At 59.1% G+C, this 20879-nt stretch carries 25 protein-coding genes; 9 read left to right on the forward strand and 16 right to left on the reverse strand.

Annotation, left to right across the window (positions count from 1 at the left end):
* Positions 1–42: 42 nt before the first annotated feature.
* Both def (ACR3EJ_RS18275) and def (ACR3EJ_RS18280) read right to left on the reverse strand, forming a co-directional pair.
* Complete coding sequence (gene def / locus ACR3EJ_RS18275) at positions 43–537, reverse strand: peptide deformylase (protein WP_170543039.1); 495 nt, start codon at positions 535–537, stop codon at positions 43–45.
* On the reverse strand, positions 534–1052 hold the full coding sequence (gene def, locus ACR3EJ_RS18280; RefSeq protein ID WP_039541683.1) for a peptide deformylase: 519 nt from the start codon (positions 1050–1052) through the stop codon (positions 534–536). Before def (ACR3EJ_RS18280) ends, def (ACR3EJ_RS18275) begins: the two co-directional genes overlap by 4 nt.
* Before the next feature lie 94 nt (positions 1053–1146).
* Between def (ACR3EJ_RS18280) and ACR3EJ_RS18285 the strand changes: the two genes are divergently transcribed.
* Positions 1147–2319 (forward strand): MalY/PatB family protein, encoded by a 1173-nt coding sequence (locus tag ACR3EJ_RS18285; RefSeq protein ID WP_170543037.1) that lies wholly within the window; start codon positions 1147–1149, stop codon positions 2317–2319.
* A gap of 30 nt (positions 2320–2349) precedes the next feature.
* Positions 2350–3048 carry a fumarylacetoacetate hydrolase family protein gene (locus ACR3EJ_RS18290; protein ID WP_170543035.1) on the forward strand — a complete coding sequence of 233 codons (699 nt, stop codon included), beginning with the start codon at positions 2350–2352 and terminating at the stop codon, positions 3046–3048.
* A 91-nt stretch (positions 3049–3139) separates the two neighbouring features.
* Here ACR3EJ_RS18290 and ACR3EJ_RS18295 read toward each other — a convergent pair whose 3' ends face one another.
* Complete coding sequence (locus ACR3EJ_RS18295) at positions 3140–3493, reverse strand: hypothetical protein (protein WP_170543033.1); 354 nt, start codon at positions 3491–3493, stop codon at positions 3140–3142.
* 209 nt (positions 3494–3702) lie between these two features.
* Here ACR3EJ_RS18295 and ACR3EJ_RS18300 point away from each other — a divergent pair, with 209 nt between their 5' ends.
* Complete coding sequence (locus ACR3EJ_RS18300; protein ID WP_170543031.1) at positions 3703–4692, forward strand: glutathione S-transferase family protein; 990 nt, start codon at positions 3703–3705, stop codon at positions 4690–4692.
* On the opposite strand, the gene ACR3EJ_RS18305 is transcribed toward ACR3EJ_RS18300, so the two are convergent.
* Positions 4674–5036 (reverse strand): response regulator transcription factor, encoded by a 363-nt coding sequence (locus ACR3EJ_RS18305; protein WP_008756687.1) that lies wholly within the window; start codon positions 5034–5036, stop codon positions 4674–4676. The genes ACR3EJ_RS18300 and ACR3EJ_RS18305 overlap by 19 nt on opposite strands.
* Before the next feature lie 181 nt (positions 5037–5217).
* On the opposite strand from ACR3EJ_RS18305, the gene cobD reads away from it, so the two are divergent.
* Genes cobD through ACR3EJ_RS18320 form a run of 3 tightly spaced genes read left to right on the forward strand, consistent with a single transcriptional unit; the run spans position 5218 to position 8276 of the window.
* Complete coding sequence (cobD, locus tag ACR3EJ_RS18310) at positions 5218–6183, forward strand: threonine-phosphate decarboxylase CobD (protein WP_170543029.1); 966 nt, start codon at positions 5218–5220, stop codon at positions 6181–6183.
* Complete coding sequence (gene cbiB, locus ACR3EJ_RS18315) at positions 6180–7100, forward strand: adenosylcobinamide-phosphate synthase CbiB (protein WP_170543027.1); 921 nt, start codon at positions 6180–6182, stop codon at positions 7098–7100. Before cobD ends, cbiB begins: the two co-directional genes overlap by 4 nt.
* A gap of 12 nt (positions 7101–7112) precedes the next feature.
* Positions 7113–8276, forward strand: a complete 1164-nt coding sequence (locus ACR3EJ_RS18320) for a lytic murein transglycosylase (protein WP_170543025.1) — start codon at positions 7113–7115, stop codon at positions 8274–8276.
* 10 nt (positions 8277–8286) lie between these two features.
* On the opposite strand, the gene ACR3EJ_RS18325 is transcribed toward ACR3EJ_RS18320, so the two are convergent.
* The 5 genes from ACR3EJ_RS18325 to ACR3EJ_RS18345 form a co-directional block, all read right to left on the reverse strand.
* Entirely contained in the window at positions 8287–9084 is a 798-nt protein-coding gene (locus tag ACR3EJ_RS18325) for a class II glutamine amidotransferase (protein ID WP_170543023.1), read from the reverse strand.
* Between the two features lie 131 nt (positions 9085–9215).
* Complete coding sequence (locus ACR3EJ_RS18330) at positions 9216–9566, reverse strand: hypothetical protein (protein ID WP_170543021.1); 351 nt, start codon at positions 9564–9566, stop codon at positions 9216–9218.
* Positions 9567–9620: 54 nt separating this feature from the next.
* Positions 9621–13076 (reverse strand): AAA family ATPase, encoded by a 3456-nt coding sequence (locus ACR3EJ_RS18335; protein WP_170543020.1) that lies wholly within the window; start codon positions 13074–13076, stop codon positions 9621–9623.
* 141 nt (positions 13077–13217) lie between these two features.
* Positions 13218–13613: a hypothetical protein gene (locus tag ACR3EJ_RS18340; protein ID WP_170543018.1), complete on the reverse strand. Its 396-nt coding sequence runs from the start codon at positions 13611–13613 to the stop codon at positions 13218–13220.
* A 44-nt stretch (positions 13614–13657) separates the two neighbouring features.
* Positions 13658–14851 carry an aminotransferase-like domain-containing protein gene (locus ACR3EJ_RS18345; RefSeq protein WP_170543016.1) on the reverse strand — a complete coding sequence of 398 codons (1194 nt, stop codon included), beginning with the start codon at positions 14849–14851 and terminating at the stop codon, positions 13658–13660.
* 151 nt (positions 14852–15002) lie between these two features.
* Between ACR3EJ_RS18345 and ACR3EJ_RS18350 the strand changes: the two genes are divergently transcribed.
* Together ACR3EJ_RS18350 and ACR3EJ_RS18355 are read left to right on the forward strand one after the other, a co-directional pair.
* On the forward strand, positions 15003–15773 hold the full coding sequence (locus ACR3EJ_RS18350) for an FCD domain-containing protein (protein ID WP_170543015.1): 771 nt from the start codon (positions 15003–15005) through the stop codon (positions 15771–15773).
* Positions 15773–16261 (forward strand): metal-dependent hydrolase, encoded by a 489-nt coding sequence (locus tag ACR3EJ_RS18355; RefSeq protein ID WP_170543013.1) that lies wholly within the window; start codon positions 15773–15775, stop codon positions 16259–16261. The genes ACR3EJ_RS18350 and ACR3EJ_RS18355 overlap by 1 nt, the downstream gene beginning before the upstream one ends.
* Before the next feature lie 66 nt (positions 16262–16327).
* On the opposite strand, the gene ACR3EJ_RS18360 is transcribed toward ACR3EJ_RS18355, so the two are convergent.
* The 6 genes from ACR3EJ_RS18360 to ACR3EJ_RS18385 all read right to left on the reverse strand — a co-directional run bounded on the left by ACR3EJ_RS18360 (position 16328) and on the right by ACR3EJ_RS18385 (position 19994).
* Positions 16328–16888, reverse strand: a complete 561-nt coding sequence (locus tag ACR3EJ_RS18360) for a F0F1 ATP synthase subunit B (protein ID WP_170543012.1) — start codon at positions 16886–16888, stop codon at positions 16328–16330.
* A gap of 5 nt (positions 16889–16893) precedes the next feature.
* Positions 16894–17445: a F0F1 ATP synthase subunit B' gene (locus ACR3EJ_RS18365; RefSeq protein WP_010437627.1), complete on the reverse strand. Its 552-nt coding sequence runs from the start codon at positions 17443–17445 to the stop codon at positions 16894–16896.
* An 86-nt stretch (positions 17446–17531) separates the two neighbouring features.
* Positions 17532–17756 (reverse strand): F0F1 ATP synthase subunit C, encoded by a 225-nt coding sequence (locus tag ACR3EJ_RS18370; protein ID WP_005981269.1) that lies wholly within the window; start codon positions 17754–17756, stop codon positions 17532–17534.
* Positions 17757–17804: 48 nt separating this feature from the next.
* Positions 17805–18563 carry a F0F1 ATP synthase subunit A gene (locus tag ACR3EJ_RS18375; RefSeq protein WP_010437618.1) on the reverse strand — a complete coding sequence of 253 codons (759 nt, stop codon included), beginning with the start codon at positions 18561–18563 and terminating at the stop codon, positions 17805–17807.
* 2 nt (positions 18564–18565) lie between these two features.
* The gene (locus tag ACR3EJ_RS18380; protein ID WP_170543010.1) at positions 18566–18898 is read right to left on the reverse strand and encodes an AtpZ/AtpI family protein; all 333 of its coding nucleotides are present in this window, start codon (positions 18896–18898) and stop codon (positions 18566–18568) included.
* A 184-nt stretch (positions 18899–19082) separates the two neighbouring features.
* On the reverse strand, positions 19083–19994 hold the full coding sequence (locus ACR3EJ_RS18385; RefSeq protein WP_170543008.1) for a DMT family transporter: 912 nt from the start codon (positions 19992–19994) through the stop codon (positions 19083–19085).
* Between the two features lie 81 nt (positions 19995–20075).
* On the opposite strand from ACR3EJ_RS18385, the gene ACR3EJ_RS18390 reads away from it, so the two are divergent.
* Positions 20076–20408 carry an ArsR/SmtB family transcription factor gene (locus ACR3EJ_RS18390; protein ID WP_010437612.1) on the forward strand — a complete coding sequence of 111 codons (333 nt, stop codon included), beginning with the start codon at positions 20076–20078 and terminating at the stop codon, positions 20406–20408.
* Positions 20409–20411: 3 nt separating this feature from the next.
* On the opposite strand, the gene ACR3EJ_RS18395 is transcribed toward ACR3EJ_RS18390, so the two are convergent.
* Positions 20412–20825 (reverse strand): universal stress protein, encoded by a 414-nt coding sequence (locus tag ACR3EJ_RS18395; RefSeq protein ID WP_260024633.1) that lies wholly within the window; start codon positions 20823–20825, stop codon positions 20412–20414.
* Between the last annotated feature and the right edge of the window lie 54 nt (positions 20826–20879).

Consider the following 20879-nt stretch of genomic DNA (forward strand, 5'->3'; position numbering starts at 1 on the left):
CGTCGGCTCCGAAGGTGTTGGGGTGCCGGGCTGAAGCCCGGCCTACGTGGATTTGCGCGCCTTGCGCAGCAGCATGTCGCGTTTGACCTTGCTGAGACGGTCGAAATACATCCGCCCGTTCAGGTGGTCGATCTGGTGCTGTACGCTGGTGGCTTCGATGCCGACGAAATCGCGGCGGTCGATCTGGCCCTGTTCGTTTAGGAATTTCACCGTTACCGCGCGGGGGCGTTTCACCTTGGCGGACACGCCGGGCAGGTTCGGGCTGGCCTCGTCATGCTCGCGCAGCTCGACCGAGCTGTGCAGGATCTCGGGATTGGCCAGCCGCACGGCTTTGCCCCGCTGGGTTGAGCCATCCACGACTGCCAGGCGCAGCATCACCCCGATCTGTGTCGCGGCGAGACCGACACCCGGCATCGCCTCCATCGTGTCGATCATGTCGTCCCAGATGGCGCGGATGTCATCGGTGATCTCGACAACATCCCCGGCCTTGGTGCGCAGGCGTTTATCGGGCCATGGCAGGCAGGTCCGCACGGTCATGTGCGGGCCTTTTCGCGCTTGAGCTTCTGCATTTTGCGGGTGATCATCTGCCGCTTGAGCGGCTTAAGATAATCGATGAACAGCTTGCCGTTCAAATGGTCGATCTCGTGCTGAACACAGGTCGCCCAGAGATCATCAAAGGTTTCCTGCTGCAGATTGCCGTCGCGATCCAGCCAGGTGACATCCACAGTCTTAGGACGGGTCACTTCGGCATATTGCTCGGGGATCGACAGGCAGCCTTCTTCGTAGACATTGGTCTCGTCTGACGACGCGATAACCTCGGGGTTGAACATCACCAGCGGGCGCGGCGCTTCGCCTTCTTCCTTCACGCAATCGATCACGATCAGCCGATCCAGCACGCCAATTTGAGGCGCAGCAAGGCCGATGCCGGGCGCGTCATACATCGTCTCCAGCATGTCATCGGCCAGTTTGCGCAGGTCGTCGGTGATGTCGGCCACCGGTGCGCAGACCTTTTTCAGGCGGGGATCGGGATGGATCAGGATATTGCGTTTCATGAGGCTGATTTAGGCCATCGCGCCCGCCACCGCAACGGCCCCCTTGCACCTGATGGATTTGTGGTTAGCTTTCGCCTCGACAGATGGAGATGACATGACTTTCAACGACCTGATCGACCGCCGGGGCACCAACTCTTCAAAATGGGACAAGATGGAGCAGCTCTATGGCGTCTCGCCCGAGGATGGGCTGGCCATGTGGACGGCTGATTCCGACTATGCCACCGCCCCTTGCGTGATCGAAGCAGTACGCAAGGCCGCCGATCATGGCGCGTTTGGTTATTCGTGGATGCACCCGGAGTATCTGAACGCGATCCAGTGGTGGATGAGGACCCGCCACAATTGGGAGATCGATACCGATTGGGTGCTGACCTCACAGGGTCTGGGCAATGCGATTGCCCTGTGTCTGGATGTCTGGAGCGAGCCGGGTGATGGCGTCGTTATATTCACGCCCGTTTATCATGAGTTTGCCCATAAGGTGAATAAATCTGGCCGTCGCGTGGTTGAATGCCCTCTAGTACGTGACGGCAACAGCTATGCGCTTGATCTGGACGATGCGCAGTCGCGGTTGGACGGTTCGGAAAAACTGCTGTTGTGGTGCTCGCCGCAGAACCCTTCGGGTCGGGTTTGGACGCCGGATGAGCTGCGTGCGGTAGCAGCTTTTGCAGAACGTAACGGACTGATCCTGGTTTCGGATGAGATTCACCACGATCTGGTTTATCCGGGCAATACCTTCGTGCCGATGGATGTGGCCGCCCCGGATGCGCGTCCCTGGACCGTGACTCTGACCGCGGCGTCGAAGACATTCAATATCGCGGGCCAGCGCACCGGTAACATGATCATTCCCGACGCCAAGCTGCGGGCCGAGATGCGACACCGGATCACCACTCTGGACTATGATCCAAGTGCGCTGGGGGTGGCGATGATCACCGCCGCTTATTCTCCGGAAGGGGCGAAATGGGTCGATGAACAGGTCGCCCATCTGGATGCCAACAGAAAACTGTTCGACGCAACCATCGCCGAGGTTCCGGGCCTGTGGTCGATGCCGCTGCAGGCGACCTATCTGGCCTGGGTCGATTTCTCTGGCACCGGGATGAGCCATGATGAATTTGTCCGCCGCCTGCGCGAAGATGCGCGGATCGCGACATCTTCAGGTCCCGGCTTCGGCACCGGAGGAGAAACCTTCGAGCGGTTCAATCTGGCCACGCAACGCGCGCGGGTGGAAGAGGCTTGCGCCCGCCTCAAACGCGCCTTTGGCGATTTGCAATAATCCCCGTCCGAGAACGAACGGAGCCACATCATGCCCAATCAACTTTTTGCACTTCCGGACATCCCGAGCATCCCGGTACAGGGGGAGCAGGCGACCTATCCGATCGGGCGGATTTTCTGCGTGGGTCGCAATTATGCCGCCCACGCCGCCGAAATGGGTCATGAGGTGGACCGTCGGGCGCCATTCTATTTCACCAAATCCGCGCCCAACGCGGTTTTGACAGGTGCATATGAGCCTTATCCTGCGGGAACCGAGAATTATCATCACGAAATGGAACTGGCCGTTGCAATCGGCAAACCGGTCTTCCAGGCCACGGCTGCACAGGCCCACGCGGCGATCTTTGGCTACGGGTGCGCTTTGGACATGACGCGCCGCGACCTGCAGATCCGAGAGCGCAACAAACAGCGTCCCTGGGATCTGGGCAAGGATGTGGAAAGCGGCGCGGTCTTCGCCCCGCTGACCCGCGCGGATCACTGGAGCCCATCGCATGACAAGCGCATCTATCTCAGCGTCAATGGGCAGGTGAAACAGGACGCCACATTGTCCGAGCTGGTCTGGAAGATTGATGAACTGATCTGCCATCTCTCGGGTTTCTATCATTTGCGCCCCGGCGATCTGATCTTGACCGGCACACCCGCTGGGGTCGGGCCCGTGGTCGCCGGAGACCGAATCGAAGGCGGCATCGATGGTTTGGACCCTGTGCACCTAACCCTGACGGCCCACGACTAATCGTCCGGCCCGATACCTGAAAATCTTGTGACACCATTGCAGCTCCGAGCGCCGACGGCGCTTCAGTGCCACAGGTCAATCGGTGAGCGTGTCAGTCGCGGTTTTCAAGCAGTGCGATAGGTGCATCCGGCGCGCGGTAGAAATCCAGCGGGGCCTTGTCGGCTGCCACAGTGCTGCGCTTGAACTCATAGCGCATCTCGCCCACCGCTTCTTCATCTGCGATGATCAGGCACTGATACATGTAATTGGCACCGTCATATATATCGACGAGCCCACGCAAGCGCGGCGTGGTTTCGGCCTCGACGGTGAAACCATCCTTCCACAATGTGAGAATTTTGAAGCTATTGTCGCCAAACTCCACCCGCAAACGGCTGGATTTCTTCAATGTAGCGATTCGGGCGGCATCCAATTCAGCGCGAATTTCCTTAGAAACATAGGTACTCATAATAAACTTCCCCCAGAACTTTCTTTATTGTGGACCAGCTTGTGTAAAAATCCAGTGAACTGTCTCACTTGGACCCGAGATTTACGATCTGTTGCGCAGGTGTCCCGATGACACTGTGCGCGGATGCAGGTCAGTTGCGCGCGCGGTGAAATAGGAACCTGAGCCGCAACAGCCTATCTTTGTCTCAAACGCAATGCGGAGGAATGACGATGGGCCTGCTTGTCGACGGCGTTTGGCATGACACTTGGTATGACACCAAATCCACTGGCGGGGCGTTCAAACGTTCGGCCGCACAGTTTCGCAACTGGATCACGGCCGATGGGGCACCTGGCCCCTCGGGGCGTGGCGGATTCGAGGCGGAGAGCGGGCGATATCATCTGTATGTCTCTCACGCCTGCCCCTGGGCGCATCGCACGCTGATCTTTCGCGAGTTGAAGGGGTTGCGAGAACATATCTCGGTCTCGGTGGTACATCCGGATATGCTGGATAAAGGTTGGACCTTTGAGGCAGACGACCATGGAGCGACAGGAGACAAACTGTTCGGACATGACTTTGCCCATCAGATCTACACCCGAGCCGACCCCAACTATTCAGGCCGCGTGACGGTGCCGATCCTGTGGGACAAAGTGGAAAAGACCATCGTCTCGAACGAAAGCTCGGAAATAATCCGCATGTTCAATTCGGCTTTCAACGGGATCACCGGCAACACGGACGACTACTGGCCCGAGGCGATGCGGGACGAGATCGAAGAGGTCAACGCGCGCATCTATTCCGATGTTAATAATGGGGTGTACAAATGCGGCTTCGCCACCTCGCAAGAGGCGTATGACGCGGCCATTGACCCTCTGTTCGACACGCTGGATTGGCTTGAGGATCGTCTGTCATGCAACCGCTATCTGATGGGTGACCGCGTGACCGAGGCCGATTGGCGCTTGTTCACCACGCTGATCCGGTTCGATCCGGTCTATCACCTGCATTTTAAATGCAACAAGCGGCGCCTGGTGGATTACCCGAACCTCTGGGCCTATACGCGTGAACTGTATCAGTGGCCCGGCGTGGCCGAGACGGTGAACATGAACCACATTGTCCGTCACTATCACTACAGCCACGATAGCATCAATCCGCATCGGATCATTCCGGTGAACCCAGATCTGGATTATTCAGAACCCCATGGACGGGATCAGCGCCCGGCGGCGTAGTGCTCGACCATGGCCGCCAGATCCTCGGGCGGGGTCGAGCTTTGCACATAGGCGCAGGCATTCGCACTATGGGCAAAGATGGACCCGTCCGAGAAGAATGTGGTGTTGGTAACAAAGATCACCCGCGCCTCGGGCCTGCGATAGCTTGCAAAATCGGCAACCGCCAAGGCGCTGCCGGTTTCCAGAACCAGATCCAACACGATGATATCGAAGGCTGTGCCATAGAGCGCCAATATTGCAGCCTCTTGCGTCTCAACCAAAGTGACCTCGGCCTCCTGCCTTTGCAGATGCCGTTGCCAGACCCGACCTAGATCGGGGTTACTCTCAACAATCAGTACTTTCATTTGCAACAACCTCGGCACGTGATATGGGTGAGTAGTGCCGACCCCTGTTGTCCGTGATCACGCGATTTCATTAACAAAGTGTTAACAGCGCCCGCACAGGGCCATGAACTGGCGGATTCGCTTGTATGAGCGGCAAAAATCCGCTTGAAGCGTACGAAATAGGCGATTCCGGCTGGGGCTGATGGTTGGACAGAATGACAGATTGAACCCTCGGGCCGCACGCGATCATGGCGGGGGTCTGGATGGCGCGATGGCCCGGTTCGGGGGCGTTCGCACGGACTGGATCGACCTGTCAACGGGGATCAACCCGCACACTTATCTGGTCTCGGGCCTGCAGCCGTCGGACTGGATGGAACTGCCCGATCATGGCGCGTTTGAACGCCTGTCGGACGCGGCGCGGGTGTTTTGGAACGTGCCGGATGGGGCCGAGATTCTGCCCTCTCCCGGCGCTTCAGCGGTGATTGCCCGCTTGCCCGCGCTGGCCCAAGCGGGCCGAGTGCAGATCACGATGCCAACCTATAACGAACATGCCGCCGCGTTCACCGCGCAGGGCTGGACGGTGCACGAGACCGGCCCCGCCGAGGCGCGCGTCATCGTGCACCCCAACAATCCCGATGGGCGCATCTGGCAAGAGACGGATGTCGACGCCCTGCTGACTGTGATTGACGAAAGCTTCTGTGACGTCACCCCCGACGCTTCGCTGATCCATCTGGCTGAACGGCCCGGCATCGTGGTGTTGAAGAGTTTCGGCAAGTTTTGGGGGCTGGCCGGGTTGCGGCTGGGTTTTGCGATCGGCCATCCCGATCTGATTGCACGATTGAATGACCTGACCGGACCCTGGGCGGTTTCCGGCCCGGCGCTGCGGATCGGTACGCAAGCGCTGCGCGATGTAAAATGGGCCGATGAAACCTGCAAGCGTCTGGCAAATGACGCAACCCGGCTGGATCAGCTTGTAACGGCCCAAGGTGCGCGGTTGATCGGTGGGACCAGCCTGTTCCGCCTCTATGACGTAGACGATGCCACCGCATGGCAGGACCGGCTGGCACGGGCGCATATCTGGAGCCGTATATTCCCCTATTCCAGAACCTACCTGCGCCTTGGATTACCGCCAGCAGACGGCTGGGCCCGTTTGGAAGCAGCGCTATGAGCACCGCGTTTCTATTGGTCTGCGCCATGTGTCTGGACGCAGCACTGGGTGAGCCGGATTGGCTGTGGTCGCGGATTCGCCACCCTGCCGTGTTGATGGGCAACGCGATTGGCTGGCTAGACAACCGGCTGAACCATGGGGCGTATCGCCGCCTCAAAGGGGTTGCGACGGTTCTCATCCTGGTTGTGGCGGCACTCATCCTTGGCCGGTTGCTGGCGCTGCTTGGTCCAATTGCCGAGATTGTGGTCTGCGCCATCCTTCTGGCACAGAAGTCCCTGATCACCCATGTTCGCGCAGTTGGCGAAGGCCTATTGACCTCGCTTGCCGAAGGACGCGCGCAGGTCGCCAAGATCGTCTCGCGTGATACACGGGACATGACCGAGGCGCAGGTGGCGCGCTCGGCCATCGAAAGCGCAGCCGAAAACCTGAGCGACGGGGTGATTGCCCCAGCCTTCTGGTTTCTAGTCGGGGGTCTGCCGGGGCTGCTGGTCTACAAGGTCGTCAACACCGCCGACAGTATGATCGGCTATCGCAACGACAAGTACCGCGCCTTCGGTTGGGCAGCGGCGCGGCTGGACGATCTGCTGAACCTTGTCCCGGCACGCCTGACGTTTGTATTGATCGTGGCGCTGTCCGGCCAATGGTCGCGCTGGGGAGAAATGATAGAGGATGCAAGCCGCCATATCTCACCCAACGCAGGCTGGCCCGAGGCCGCGATGGCGCGCGCACTGGATATCGCGCTGGCCGGGCCGCGCAGCTATGACGGGCAGATGCGGGATCTCGCCTGGGTGAACGGGAATGCCCGGCAAGATATCGACGCGGCAGAGGTTTTTGGCGCATCCAACATGCTCTGGCAGGTTTGGGGGCTTGCGCTTGGGCTCGTGTCGGTGTGGGTTGGGTTCAACTTCATATTCTGACGGATCAGCCTTATGCGTTTCTTTTCCGGCCTTATTGCCGCCGCCCTCTTCGCCTCGCCCGCCCTTGCCCAATGCGGCGGTGGGTTCAATGCCTTCGTCAAAGGGCTGAAAGCCGAAGCTATTCAGCAGGGTTTTGACAAATCCACCGTCAACAGCTTTTTCAAAGGCGTGCAGCAGGACGGAGCGGTGCTGAAGGCCGACCGAGCGCAGGGTGTGTTTCAGAAACCATTCATCGACTTCTCGCGCCGCCTGATTTCACAAAACCGGATCGACCGAGGCAAGGCCATGTCAGGGAAGTACAATGCCGTATTTGACCGGATCGAGCGTGAATACGGCGTCTCACGCGGTGTGCTGCTGGCGTTCTGGGCGTTTGAGACCGACTACGGGTCGTTTCAGGGCGATTTCAACACCCGCAACGCGCTGGTGACGCTTGCCCATGATTGCCGCCGCCCCGAGTTGTTTCGGCCGCAAATCTTCGCTGCCATCGAGCTGTATCAACAAGGCAATTTCGACCCGACCCGCACCACCGGCGCATGGGCAGGCGAGATTGGCATGGTGCAGATGCTGCCGCGCGACATTCTGGAAAACGGCGTGGATGGGGACGGAGATGGCAAGGTTTCGCTAAAAACCTCGGCGCCGGATGCACTGATGTCCGGGGCCAAGATGCTGTCACACCTGGGTTGGCAACCGGGTCAGCCATGGCTGCAGGAGGTCACAGTGCCCGCGCAGATGGACTGGTCACTATCAGGCCCCGGCAAGCCCCGCCCGGTGTCCGAGTGGCAGGCGATGGGCGTACAGGCGCGCAGTGGGTCTTTGAGCGACCTGCCCGCCTCGCTGATCCTGCCACAAGGGCACAAGGGCCCCGCCTTTCTGGCTTACCCGAATTTCGATGTTTATTTCGAATGGAACCAGAGCTTCGTTTACGTCCTGACGGCCGCCTATTTCGGCACACGGCTGGAAGGCGCGCAGATCTACGACGCAGGCAACCCAACGCCGGGGCTGACCGGCGCTCAGATGAAGCAGTTGCAGACAAAATTGCAGGCGCGGGGGCACGACGTGGGCAAGATCGACGGCATACTTGGGGCCGGAACACGCGCAGCGGTGCAGGCCGAACAGGTACGACTAGGTCTACCGGCCGATGCCTGGCCAACGACACAGCTGTTGAACCAGCTATGAGGATCAGCGCCTAGGCGACCTTTGCCGGTTCACGTTTCACTGACGGATCAAACGCATGGATCGATACCACAGAGCCTTCTGTGACGATGGCGGTATTGGGTTGTACTTCAACCCAGCCGTCACTGTCTGCATCAAGCGGCTCGGAAGATATCACTATCCCGTCTTCAGAGGCCCGGTAATGCAAACTGGGTGCATAACGGTCAGACGCATAGCGCGCCGCAAATACACGCTTGCCATCTGACCAGCACGCCGCAAACCGCATATAGGGCAACGACCCGCATTGTCGGGACAGCGCTTCCACCCGCCCTACGGCCCGTGCCATTGCGCCGATCGGGTTTGAATCCAGACCTTCACCATGAGCAATCAGAAAGATCGCCTCGCTTTCCGTGGCACCCATTCGGTGCCCGTACAAATGTGCCGGGATCATTGAGTCGAGCTCTTGCCGGATTTGGTCATGCCCACCAGCTTGGCCATTATGCATGAAGCTCCATTTGCCAACACCGAACGGGTGGCAATTGTTACGCGAAGTCGCGGTGCCAGTCGATGCTCGCACATGGGCCAGAAATAGTCGTGATCGCGTGTGATGTGCCAGTTGCTTGAGATTTGCATCGGACCACGCGGGATGAGTGTCCTTGTAGAAACAAGGCGTTTCGCGATCAGAATACCAGGCCAGTCCAAACCCATCGGCATTGATCGGTGTCTTCCCTATCAATGCATTGCGGCTTTGAATGACCAGCGATTGCTCCTGCTCTTGAATCAACTCATCCAGATATCGCTGCTCCCCAACCCAAGCTAAAAAACGGCACATTTTGTGAACCCCATAAAATCTATTGATCTGGAGCATTCTACAACTTCAACAGCTAAAAATTATCCCGTTATTCACTCTATGCGATCATAATTTCTATCGATATGTCGCTTTGGCTGACAAAAACAGATCAATTACTCGCTCTTGATCGGATAGCGGTCACCTTTCTCGTCGATCAGGATCAACCGTTCCCCACTGCGAACATACAGATCGCAACGGCTGAATCCGTTGCGATAGGCGATGCAGACGCTGCCATCCTGGGCGATGGAATACCTACCAAAGGCAGTATCCCCGCTGGCGTAGGTGTAGGAATAGGCCCCTCCGGCCGAAAATTTGGACTGGCCGTCGTCGTAGAAAGTTAGTGTACGACCTGCCAGCGCCTCAAGTTCCTGAGGCGACAATGGGATGTCGCCGGGCTTGGTGGGCCAGTCGGCAGCCCAGAGGGGATTGGCCGCCAGCAATGCGAGAATGAAGTATCGGATCATGATGCCAGCCTAACCTGATACGCGGGCGATGGCTCATAACGTTGCGGTGATCGTTCAGGCGACCATCTGCTCGGCCTTTTTCAGATCGACCGAGACCAGCTGACTGACGCCCTGTTCCTGCATCGTCACGCCGAACAGCCGGTCCATCCGCGCCATGGTCACCGCGTGGTGGGTGATGATCAGGAAGCGCGTATCGGTCTGGCGGCACATTTCGTCCAGCAAGTCGCAGAAGCGGGTGACGTTGGCGTCATCCAGCGGCGCGTCGACCTCGTCCAGAACGCAGATCGGGGCCGGGTTGGCGAGGAAGACGCCGAAGATCAGCGCGGTTGCGGTCAAGGTCTGCTCCCCACCCGACAGCAGGCTGAGGGTCGAGAGCTTTTTGCCCGGCGGCTGGCACATGATTTCCAGCCCCGCGTCCAGCGGATCGTCGCTTTCGACCATGACCAGATTGGCTTCACCGCCGCCGAAGAGATGCTTGAACAGCATCGCGAAGTTCGAGTTCACCTGTTCAAACGCGGTCAGCAGGCGTTCGCGACCCTCGCGGTTGAGGCTGGCGATGCCGCTGCGCAGGGCCTTGATCGCCTCTTCCAGATCGGCCTTTTCGCCGTTCAGCGTGTCGAATTCTTCCTGAACTTCCTTACTGTCCTCTTCGGCCCGCAAGTTCACCGCGCCCATCGCATCACGCTGGCGTTTGTGACGGTTGACCTCGGCCTCCAGCGCGTCGGCGGCGGGCATCTGATCGGGGTTTGTGTCGAGTTGATTCAGCAACTGGTTTGGCGTCAGCTGTTGATCCTCGGCAATCCGCTCCGCCGCTGCGACCACGCTCTCCTTGGCCGCATCACAACGCGCCTCTGCCGCCGCACGGGTCTCGCGCGCTTCGGAGGCCAGACGTTCGGCTTCGCGCTCAGCAAGAACCACCTCACGCTGCGCTGTCTCGGCTCCCGCCAGCTTATCGGCGGCTTCGGCCCGGCGGGCCTCGGCGGTCTCGATCAACTCGTTCAGTTCCTCGCGCGCCTCGGCGATTTCGCCGGGGGCGGCCATGGCGTCTGAGAGTTCCTCTTCCGAGCTTTCTTTACGTTCGGCCAGTTCGGAAATCCGCTTTTCGGCCGTCTCCAAACGGTGCCGCCAACCGCTGAGGTCCTTGGTGACCTCCTGCGATCGCCGAGTCCGGGCCTCACCTTCACGGCGCAGCTCATCATGGGACGAGCGGTGGGTCAGCATGGTGATCCGTGCCGCCTCGACTGTTTGTTTGATGTCTTCGACCTGCGCGCGGGCGCTGTCGAGGTCGCCCAGTCCGGTTAGCGCGCCCTCAGCCTCGCGCAGTTGCGCGCGGGCAGACATTGCATCTTCCTTATGGCGGTCAACAGCCAGTGTCAGCGTTTCCAGCTTACCCTGCGCCAAATTACGATCCGCCTCGGCCCGGCTGAGCATCCGCGCTGTTTCCGCCATGCGCTGATCGGCAGCGCGACGGGCCTCGCGGGCGCGGCGGTCGGCTTCGGTGACGTCGGCCAGTTGCTGTGAAAGGGCTTCGTGCGCGGCGCGGGCACCGTCAGCTTGCGCCTCGGTGCGGGTGAGTTCCTGTTTCAGGGCCTCTAGCTTGTTGAGCTGTTCCAAACGCAGAGCCGCAGCGCTTGGCGCATCCTCGGCCCAGGCACGGAACCCGTCCCAGCGCCATAAATCGCCCGAGCGCGAGACCAGGCGCTGGCCGGGTTTCAGTGAGGCCTGCAACCGCGCGCCCTGATCCGCATCGACCAGACCGATTTGTGCGATCCGGCGGCTAAGACGATCGGGACCGGACAGATGCAAGGCCAGAGGCTCTGCTCCGTCCGGCAAGGGTTGATCGCTGTCATATCCCGCCACCTGCACCCAACCTGAAGGCCCGTCACCTTCGACCAACGGAGCACGCAGATCGTCGGCCAGTGCTGCCCCTAGCGCTTTTTCATAGCCCGTTTTCACACGCAACAAATCCAGCACCTGCCCGCCCTCAGCGGTGTCACGCTCGACCAGTTTGGCGAGCGCGGTGGTCTCGGCGCGGATCGCGCCCAGCTCACCTTCGGCCTCGGAGCGTTGCGCGCGCGCCTCGGCTTCACGGGCCTGCGTGTCGTTGCGCAGCTCGTCAGCAGCGGCCAGCGCTTCTTCCGCAGCCTCGGCAGCTTCGCGGGCTTCTTCCTCGCCCTCTTGCGCAGTCGCGAATGCCTCGCTGGCGCGGGACAGGGCGGATTTGGCCTCGTCCACGGCGGCGCGAGCCTTTTCCTCTTCGCCTTCCGAGCGGGCCAGGGTTTTGCGGCTATCCTCGACCAGTCGCTGTGCCGATTGGTGGCGGGCTACCAGACGAGCCATGTCCTCGGTTTCCTGCGACAGGTGATCTTCGCGGTCCTGCAGTACTGACGCGGCCTCGCGCGCAACTTCTGCTGCTTCGGCGACCTTTTCGTCATAGCCATCAGCGGCTTTGGCCAGCTCGCGGGCCTCCCATTCCAGCCGTTCGATCATCTCACCCGCATCGCGGTTCAGACCGGATTCGCGTTCGATGTCGTTGCCCAATTGCTGGATCCGGTTGGTCAGCGTCTCGATCGTCTGGCGCGCACGGGTTTCCTGATCCGAGAGTTGATCGCGTTGCACCTGCTGCCGCTGCAGGACGGCGGCGGCGATGGCCTCTTCCTCGCGCAGGGGTGGTAGGGTTTCCTCGATCTCCGCACGTTTGGCGGCAGATTCGCGGGCGGCAGCCTCGGCGCGGGAGGCTTCAGTGATCCGGTCGCGCAGCTTTTCCTCGGCCTGTTGGCGGGCCATGTCGGCCTCTTTCCAGCGACGATAGAGCAGCATCCCTTCGGCTTGACGCAGCTGTTCGCCAATCTCGCGATAGCGCGCGGCCTGACGGGCCTGACGGGCGAGTTGCGCCAACTGGCCGCCCAACTGTTCCAGCACGTCATCGACGCGAGTCAGATTAGCCTCTGTGCCTTTGAGTTTCAGCTCGGCCTCGTGGCGACGTTGATAGAGGCCTGAGATGCCCGCAGCCTCTTCCAGAATGCGGCGGCGCGCGCGAGGCTTGGCGTTGATCAGCTCAGCAATGCGGTTCTGCCCCACCAGCGCAGGCGAATGCGCCCCGGTCGAAGCGTCGGCGAACAGCATCTGCACGTCGCGGGCGCGGACATCCTTGCCGTTGGTCTTATAGGCGCTGCCCACGTCGCGGGTGATGCGGCGGACAATCTCCAACTGGTCACTGTCATTGAAGCCGGATGGCGCCAGACGTTCCGAGTTATCCATGGTCAGGACCACCTCGGCAAAGTTCCTTGCGGGCCGGGTCGCCGCGCCCGCAAAGATCACATCCTCCATCGCCCCGCCGCGCATGGATTTGGGGCGGTTTTCGCCCATCACCCAGCGCAGAGCTTCAAGAAGGTTGGATTTGCCACAGCCATTGGGACCGACGACTCCGGTCAACCCGTCCGCGATGATCAGATCGGTCGGGTCCACGAAGCTTTTGAAGCCGGTCAGTTTGAGTTTGCTAAAGCGCAATGGCTGCTCTTGGTGTGATTCCTATGGTTAGGAAGTCTGCGCAACGGATGGGGGAGGTGTCAACGTGATTGCGCAGGATATGGGATGATTGACCGAGTTATCCACAATATCTTGGCAAGACTACGCAGGGTTTCGCGTATCTCAATACGGCGAGCATTCGAAGACCTGATATCCGTAATCTTCGTAATAGCCATAATCGACGCATTCATAAGGACGGCGAAGGAGCGCTCCGAAAATCAGCTTTTCCCCCAATTCCTGGTCGCAGCCCAGAACGCCCACAGTGACCGCCGCATCGCCCAGAACGTCCAGAAGCGGACAGCCCGAGACCTGCGCCATCGCCAGCGCGGCGCGGTCGCGGATCAGACCCAGGCGCGGCGCGTATTGCGGGTTTATGCGGACGGCTTCGGCCAGTTCGTCGCGGACGCGGACGTCAAACACGCTGCCATTTACCGAGATGCGCGTCGCGGGCAACTCGCGAAAATAAGGCGTGCCGCCCGAACAGGCAGCCAGCAGCAGGACGGCAAGCAGACGGATCATACCGCCGTTCTTGCGGCAATATGGTTAATGAATCCTTTCCCGGATTAGGCGCGCACCACTTCTCCCAACCGGCGAATACCTTCGCGGATCGTATCCTCATCGGAATTGGAAAAGCTCAGCCGGATCGTGTTGGCACCGGTGTCATCAGGGTAGAACGCCTGACCCGGGACAAAGGCCAACTTGACGGTTTCAAGCGCCCGGGCCAGCAGGTCAGCCCCGTTCACCCCTTTGGGCAAGGTGACCCAGACGAACATGCCGCCCTCGGGCCGGGTCCATTCCACACCATCGGGCATATGCTGGGCCAACGCCTCCAACATCGCATCGCGGCGGGCGGCATAGGTGCGGCGCAACATCGGAACGTGGCTTTCGAAACAATCCCGCGCCACCTGATACACAGCCATCTGGTTGATGGTCGAGGAATGCAGATCAGCGGCCTGCTTCAACAACACCAGTTGCGATATTACCGGTTTGGCAGCCACGACCCAACCGACGCGCAATCCGGGCGACAGGGTTTTCGAAAAGCTGCCGCAATAGATCGTTCGGCAGGCCTCAATCGAGCCTTTGCGGGCCTGTTCCAGCGCCATGATTGGGGGGATCGGGTCGCCATCATAGCGCAGCGCCTGATAGGCCCCATCCTCGATCACAGCACAGTCTAATTCCTCGGCCAGATCCAACAGCGCTTCCCTGCCCCGCAGGTCGACGGTCTCACCCGTCGGGTTGGCGAAATCAGCGGAGAGATAAGCGAACTTGATCGGACTGCCATCCGCCGCTTCTCGGTACTCAGCCGCGCCACGATTGCCGTTGACACTGAGCTGGTCGAAGCGCGGCTCATAAGCGTCAAAGGCATTCAGCGCGCCCAGATAGGTGGGCCAGCCGACCAGCGCGGTATCGCCCGGCGATAGAAACAGCTTACCCAGATAATCCAGCGCCTGCTGAGAACCGGAGGTGATCAGGATGTTATCGATGTCGCACTCCACACCTATCCCGCGCATGTAGCCAACCAGCCAATGGCGCAAGGGCGCATAGCCCTCGCTGACAGAGTATTGCAAGGCCTGAGCCTGTTGATCCGGGCCTAGCGCGTTCTGGAACGCCTCGGCAAAGGCCTCAGCCGGGAACAGGTTCGGGTCAGGGATGCCACCTGCGAACGAAATGATACCGGGCTCGCCCAGAAGCTTCAGCAATTCGCGGATTTCGGATGCTTTCATTCGGGATGCGCGGGTGGCGTAGAGCTGATCCATCGTTGCGGGCCTCCTCCGCCCTTAGGTCGCAGACTAGGCAATGCACCTCTTATGTCAATAATACTGACCCAATATTTCAGCCTCTGTGAGCGACTTGAACGCGCCCCGTAATCGTGGTCAAGTGAGTTGACCAATTTCAGATGTTAGCCGGATGCCTTTTCAAAAAGTTCAGACCGAAAAACTGTCTCTGGCTGTGGTGCGCCAGATTGAGTTGTTGATCTTGCGCGGCATCCTGCGCCCCGGCGAGCGCCTACCCTCGGAAAGGGAACTGGCCGAGCGAATGGGCGTGTCGCGCCCTTCGCTGCGCGAGGCGATCGCTGATCTGCAGGATCAGGGATTGCTGACCGCCAAGGCCGGGTCAGGCATCTATGTGGCCGAGGTTCTGGGCTCGGCCTTCTCGCCCGCTTTGATCCGGTTGTTCGGCAATCACGACGAGGCGGTGTTCGACTATCTTTCGTTCCGGCGCGATATGGAGGGGCTAGCCGCCGAGCGCGCCGCGCGGATGGGATCGGACAGCGATCTGAAAGTGGTGCAGACCATACTAGACAAGATGGAAACTGCCCACGCGCGTAACGCTGCCGAAGAAGAGGCGCATCTGGACGCCCAGTTTCACATGGCCATCATCGAAGCCAGCCATAACGTGGTGATGCTGCACATGATGCGGTCGATGTTCGATCTGCTGCGACAGGGCGTATTCTACAACCGCCGGATCATGTTCCAGCAGCGCACCACCCGCGATGCCATTCTGGATCAGCACCGCGCCATCAACGTCGCCCTACAAGACCGCGACCCAAAGGGGGCGCGCCGGGCGGTCGAGGACCATCTGAATTTTGTCAAAGGTTGCATGGCCGATCAGCAGAAGGCCCTGCACAATGAAGAAATCGCGCAGCAGCGACTGAAGCACGAGACCGGCGAGGTCTAATGTTTATAGGACATTTACCAGGCGCCTACTTGATCTTCCGAACGACTGCGCCGAATCTGGGCAAGCTTGCATTTGCAGCTGCGATGATCGGAGCCGTGGCGCCAGATATAGACATATTCTGGTTTTATCTTATCGATGATCGCGGGCACCATCATCTTTCCTACCTGACACACCGACCAATCATCTGGGCGAGCATTCTGCTTTTAGGTCTCCTGATCCGACAATGGCGTCTACAAATCGGAACCTTTCTGGCCTTCCTGGGCGCGGGCGGGTTGGTTCACATGTTATTGGATTCGATCACGGGTGAGGTTGCGTGGCTCTGGCCGTTCTCCGACGCAACGCATCCGCTGGTTGTAGTGCAAGCGACGCACTCTCATTGGATATTGTCTTTTCTCAACCATTGGACTTTCAAGGTTGAGATCCTGATTACCGTGATCGCTCTAATTGTTTTTGTCGCGACCTGGCGCAGATCAAAGCGCAGTCCCTAGCAACAAAACAAAAAAACCCGAGCGCTACGCGGCCCTCGGGTTTTTCAATTCATATGATCCGGGCGATCAGTGGAGCTTTTCACCCACATCCGCGATGGATGCGTCGATAAGCTTGTTCGCCTGCGTGGCGGTCATTTGCTTGGCTAGAACGGCTTTCGCTGCGGAAACTGCAACGGTGACGGCCTGATCGCGAACTTCCTTGACTGCTGAGGCCTCAGCAGATGCGATCTGATCCTGTGCAGCCGCCAGACGGCGTGCAATGGATTTCTCCAGATCGACCTTGGCTTGCTCAGCGGCCAATGCCGCGTCCTGCTTCGCCGCTTCGACGATGGCGTCGGCCTGTGTCTGCACTTCGCGCTGCTTGCGCTCATACGAGGCTAGCAGGCTACGCGCTTCTTCATGCAGGGCACGTGCTTCGTCCAGTTCGGACTGGATGCCTTCGGTACGTTTGTCCAATGCACCACCGATCATGCCGGGAACCTTGAAGTAGAACAGGACCGCGATGAAAACGATGAAGCCCAGCAGGACTACAAAGTCGGTGTTACCAAGCGAGAAGAACGGGCCGCTTGCAGCCAGCGCAGGGCTGGCGGCACCAACGGTCAGGATAAGGGCAAGAGTGTTACGCATGTCACTTATCCTTTCGTCTGTGCGTCTACTGCACCGTTAATGGCTTTGGCATCCGCCTCGCCGCCCAGTGCGGTGACCAGTTCAGCCGCCGTATCCTTGGCAACCACTTGAATGCTTTCCAGCGCACCGGCACGGATTTCAGCAATAGCCTTTTCCGATTCAGCCGCCTTTGCAGCGATTTCCGCGTCCGCCTTGGCAATCGCATCATCCAGACCAGACTGGATTTCCGCGCGCGCTTCCGCTGCGATACGCTGTGCCTCAGAACGGGCATCGGCCAGCGCCTTGTTATAGGCCTCTTCGGCCTCGACCGCCTTGGCCTTCAGATCTTCGGCCGCAGCCAGGTCATTTGTAATGGTCCCCTGACGTTCCGCCAGGATTGCCGCGATGCGCGGCAGCGCCACGCGGGACAGGACCAGAAAGATGACGACCAGCGTAATGACCAGCCAGAAAATCTGGTTGGGGAACCAATCGAAGCAGAGCTGCGGCATCCCGATGGCAGAGCCATAGGAGTCGACGCACGAGCCGGCTACTTCTTCGGCAATAGGTTCTGTCGCCATGATATCCTCCGTCGGAACGTAGTCTTTACAACAGATGGGCCGCTATGGCTTGGGCCCATCTGCGCGTAAGGATCAGGTTCCGCAGATTATACGGCGAACATCAGCAGCAGCGAGACCAGGAATGCGAAGATCCCCAGGGCTTCTGCGAACGCGATACCGATGAACAGGGTTGCAGTCTGCGATGCAGCTGCCGAAGGATTGCGCAGGGCGCCGGCCAGGAAGTTGCCTGCAACGTTGCCCACCCCGATTGCGGCTGCGCCGGAACCGATTGCTGCCAGGCCTGCGCCGATGTGTGCGAGATCGCCTTCCATGATGTGTCTCCTTACGAATTGGAAGTTTCGATGTTGGGTGTTCGGACCTTAGTGCGACGGATGCAGTGCATCTTTCAGATAAACACAGGTCAGAATGGTGAATACGTAGGCCTGAATGAAGGCCACCAGGACCTCAAGACCATACATTGCGGTGATCGCAAGAACCGACACGGGCGAGATCACGGCAATCGCGGCGAAGCCTGCGAAAACCTTGATAACCGCGTGGCCAGCCATGACGTTACCAGCAAGACGAATAGAGTGGCTGACGGGGCGTACAAAGTACGAAATCAGCTCGATGATCGCCAGGATCGGGCGCAGCGCCAAAGGCGCGCTGGAGACCCAGAACAGACCAAGGAACCCTGCACCGTTCTTGACAAAACCCAGAATGGTCACGGTCAGGAACACGGCCAAAGCCAGCGGGATGGTGACTGCAAAATGCGATGTGGTGGTGAACGAGGTCGGGATCAGGCCCAAGAAGTTCGCCGTTACGATGAACATGAACAAGGTCATGACATAGGGGAAGAACTTGACGCCTTCCTTGCCGCAAATGTCTTCAAGCATCTTGTAGATGAAGCCATAGGCCAGTTCTGCAATCGACTGCATGCGGCTTGGGACGATCGCGCGCTTGGACGTTGGCAGAACCAACAGAGCCACCACGGCCAATACGGCAAAGAACAGCCACAGAGTCACATTGGTGACCGTGAACATGCCAACCGCACCGTCGCCGAACAACGGCTTGACGATGAACTGGTCCATCGGGTGGAATACCAGGCTGCTGCCTTCTGCTGCGGTGGTCTCGGTCGCCACGTTCAGTCCCTCTCGTCCTTCTCGGCCGCATTTGCAGCCGTTTGTTTCTCTTGAACCTCTTTCGCGCTGCGGAGCATAACCTTCACGCCCGCGACAAGGCCCAGCAATGTAAATAGCACCAGAAAGATCGGGATCGTCCCGAGCAGGCTATCAAGCCCGTATCCGATGCCAAATCCGATCCCCAGACCGGATACCATTTCGATGACCATCCTCCAGGCAAGCTCACCCCCGGACACGTCAGCATCTGCGCGAGGCTTGGGCGCTTTGGCCTTTTTTGCCGCGTCGATCTTGGCCTCCAGCTGCGCCATTCGCTGCTTTTGGTCATCATCGGTCACGGGCGTTTCCCTCGCACAGTCTTGGGTAGGGTGCTAAGGGTCTGAGGGCGCAGAGTCAACGCTGTTAACCGCCCGCCCAAAACATCGTTAACCAATTGATTTATATAATATTAATCTAACTTCACTCAAATCATCCCATTCGTTAAAACAGGCCAAGCGGGCGAATTGGGCGAATTCTGCATATTCAACCTTTCGGTTGATCTTTTCCAACTGCATCCCGCTGCCTGCGCCTGAGGATCCGCCCGTCGATAAGCAAAAGCCCGACAAGAATTGCCCCCATGCCCAACAGGTGCTCGGGGCGAAGCGTCTCATTCAGCACCCATGTTCCCAGCACCAGCGCAGAGACCGGAGCGATCAGGGTGACCGTCGATATATTCGTTGGTCCCACTTTGGGAAGAAGCCAGTAGAATGCGATAAAGGCTGCGGAGGTCAGTACAAAGCCGATCATGGCCAGCGAAGCCCAGGTTTCGATCCGGGTGATATGGGGCACGCCTTCGCGCCACAAGGCTAGCGGAGCTATTGCCAGTATCGCGCCCGTCAGGGCCAGCGCGACCAGAACAACCGGCGGCATTTCCCGGAAGGCGCGCGCGATGTTGACCGAAAAGGCATAGCAGACAGGGGCGCACAAGGTGAGAAGAATTGCCCAGAACTCGGATTTTGCGCCTGAGTTTAGCACCGGCAACGACAATACTATGATACCCGCAAAACCACAGACCACGCCCAGGGATTTCAATAGCGTCGCCCGCTCTCCTCCGGGCCAGAAATGCGATACAACAACTGCAAAAGCAGGCGTCGTGGCATTCACGATCCCTGCGACACCCGCGCCAATATGCTGTTGACCCAGGGCATAAAAGGCAAATGGAGCAGCATAGCTGAGCACGCCAAATCCCAGCAACGCGGCTGCACGACCGAAGGTCAGATTGACTTGCAAACGGGCGCCCAACACATAGACCCAGCACCCCAACGCACCAAAACCCACCCTCCCCATCGATACCGACAGTGGCCCAAGCTCGCGCAGCAGAATGGCATTGAACATGAATGACATGCCCCAGCCGATGCCAAGTATGCAAATCACTAACCAGTATTTCAGTGCCATTCCCAAACCTTTTTTGTTTGCTGGCACCTTGTCGTTGCAGCGAAAATTGTCAAACCGGTTCTTGCGCTTTAGGAATGAGCCATGTCCAACGACCTCGACACTGTTTTTGCGGCCCTCGGCGACCCAACCCGCCGCACCATCCTTGCGATGCTGCTGGAGGACGATATGGCCGTCACCGACGTGGCTGAACCGTTCGACATGTCATTGGCTGCGATCTCGAAACACTTGGTGATCCTGACCAAGGCCGGGCTGATTTCTCAGGAAAAACGAGGGCGGGTTAAGTGGTGCAAGCTAGAGCCTGACGCCCTGCGTGCGGCGTCGGTCTGGATGCAGGGTTTCGGACAGTTCGAACCGGTCAATCTGGATGCGTTCGAGCGGTTCCTCGAGGTCGAACTGCCCTCGGACGAGGCCTGAGTTTCAACGCACCACAAAAACTGACATGCTGGCGTGTTTGGCCAAATAACCCGCATGACTGGAAAAGATATAGTCTGTGATCCTTGGGGCGTGAGTCCCGACCACAATCAGATCAGCACCAATATCTTCTGCCGCGCGGGTCAGATCGCCATCGACTTCGGCAGCGACATCGACCGAGTGTATGTTGCGTGTGGCAACCGGAGCGCCGCTTTGTTCTGCAATCTCACTAGCACAGTCCTTCAGCTTTTGCTCAATTGCGTCTTTCGAAAGATTAACATCCCCGAGCTGGGTGCCCGTGACACTTACGACGGTCACTTTGGCGGCTTGCCAACTGGCCAATTGTGCAGCAACTTCAGTCGCCTTCTTGACCTCGGGTGGCAGGTGCAGGTCGACTGGGACCATAATATGTTTGAACATTGCGTCTTCCTCCTCGCCAAAAAGCATAGAGAAATTCGCATATAACCACTTTGA

Source organism: Ruegeria sp. AB11 (assembly GCF_056536325.1).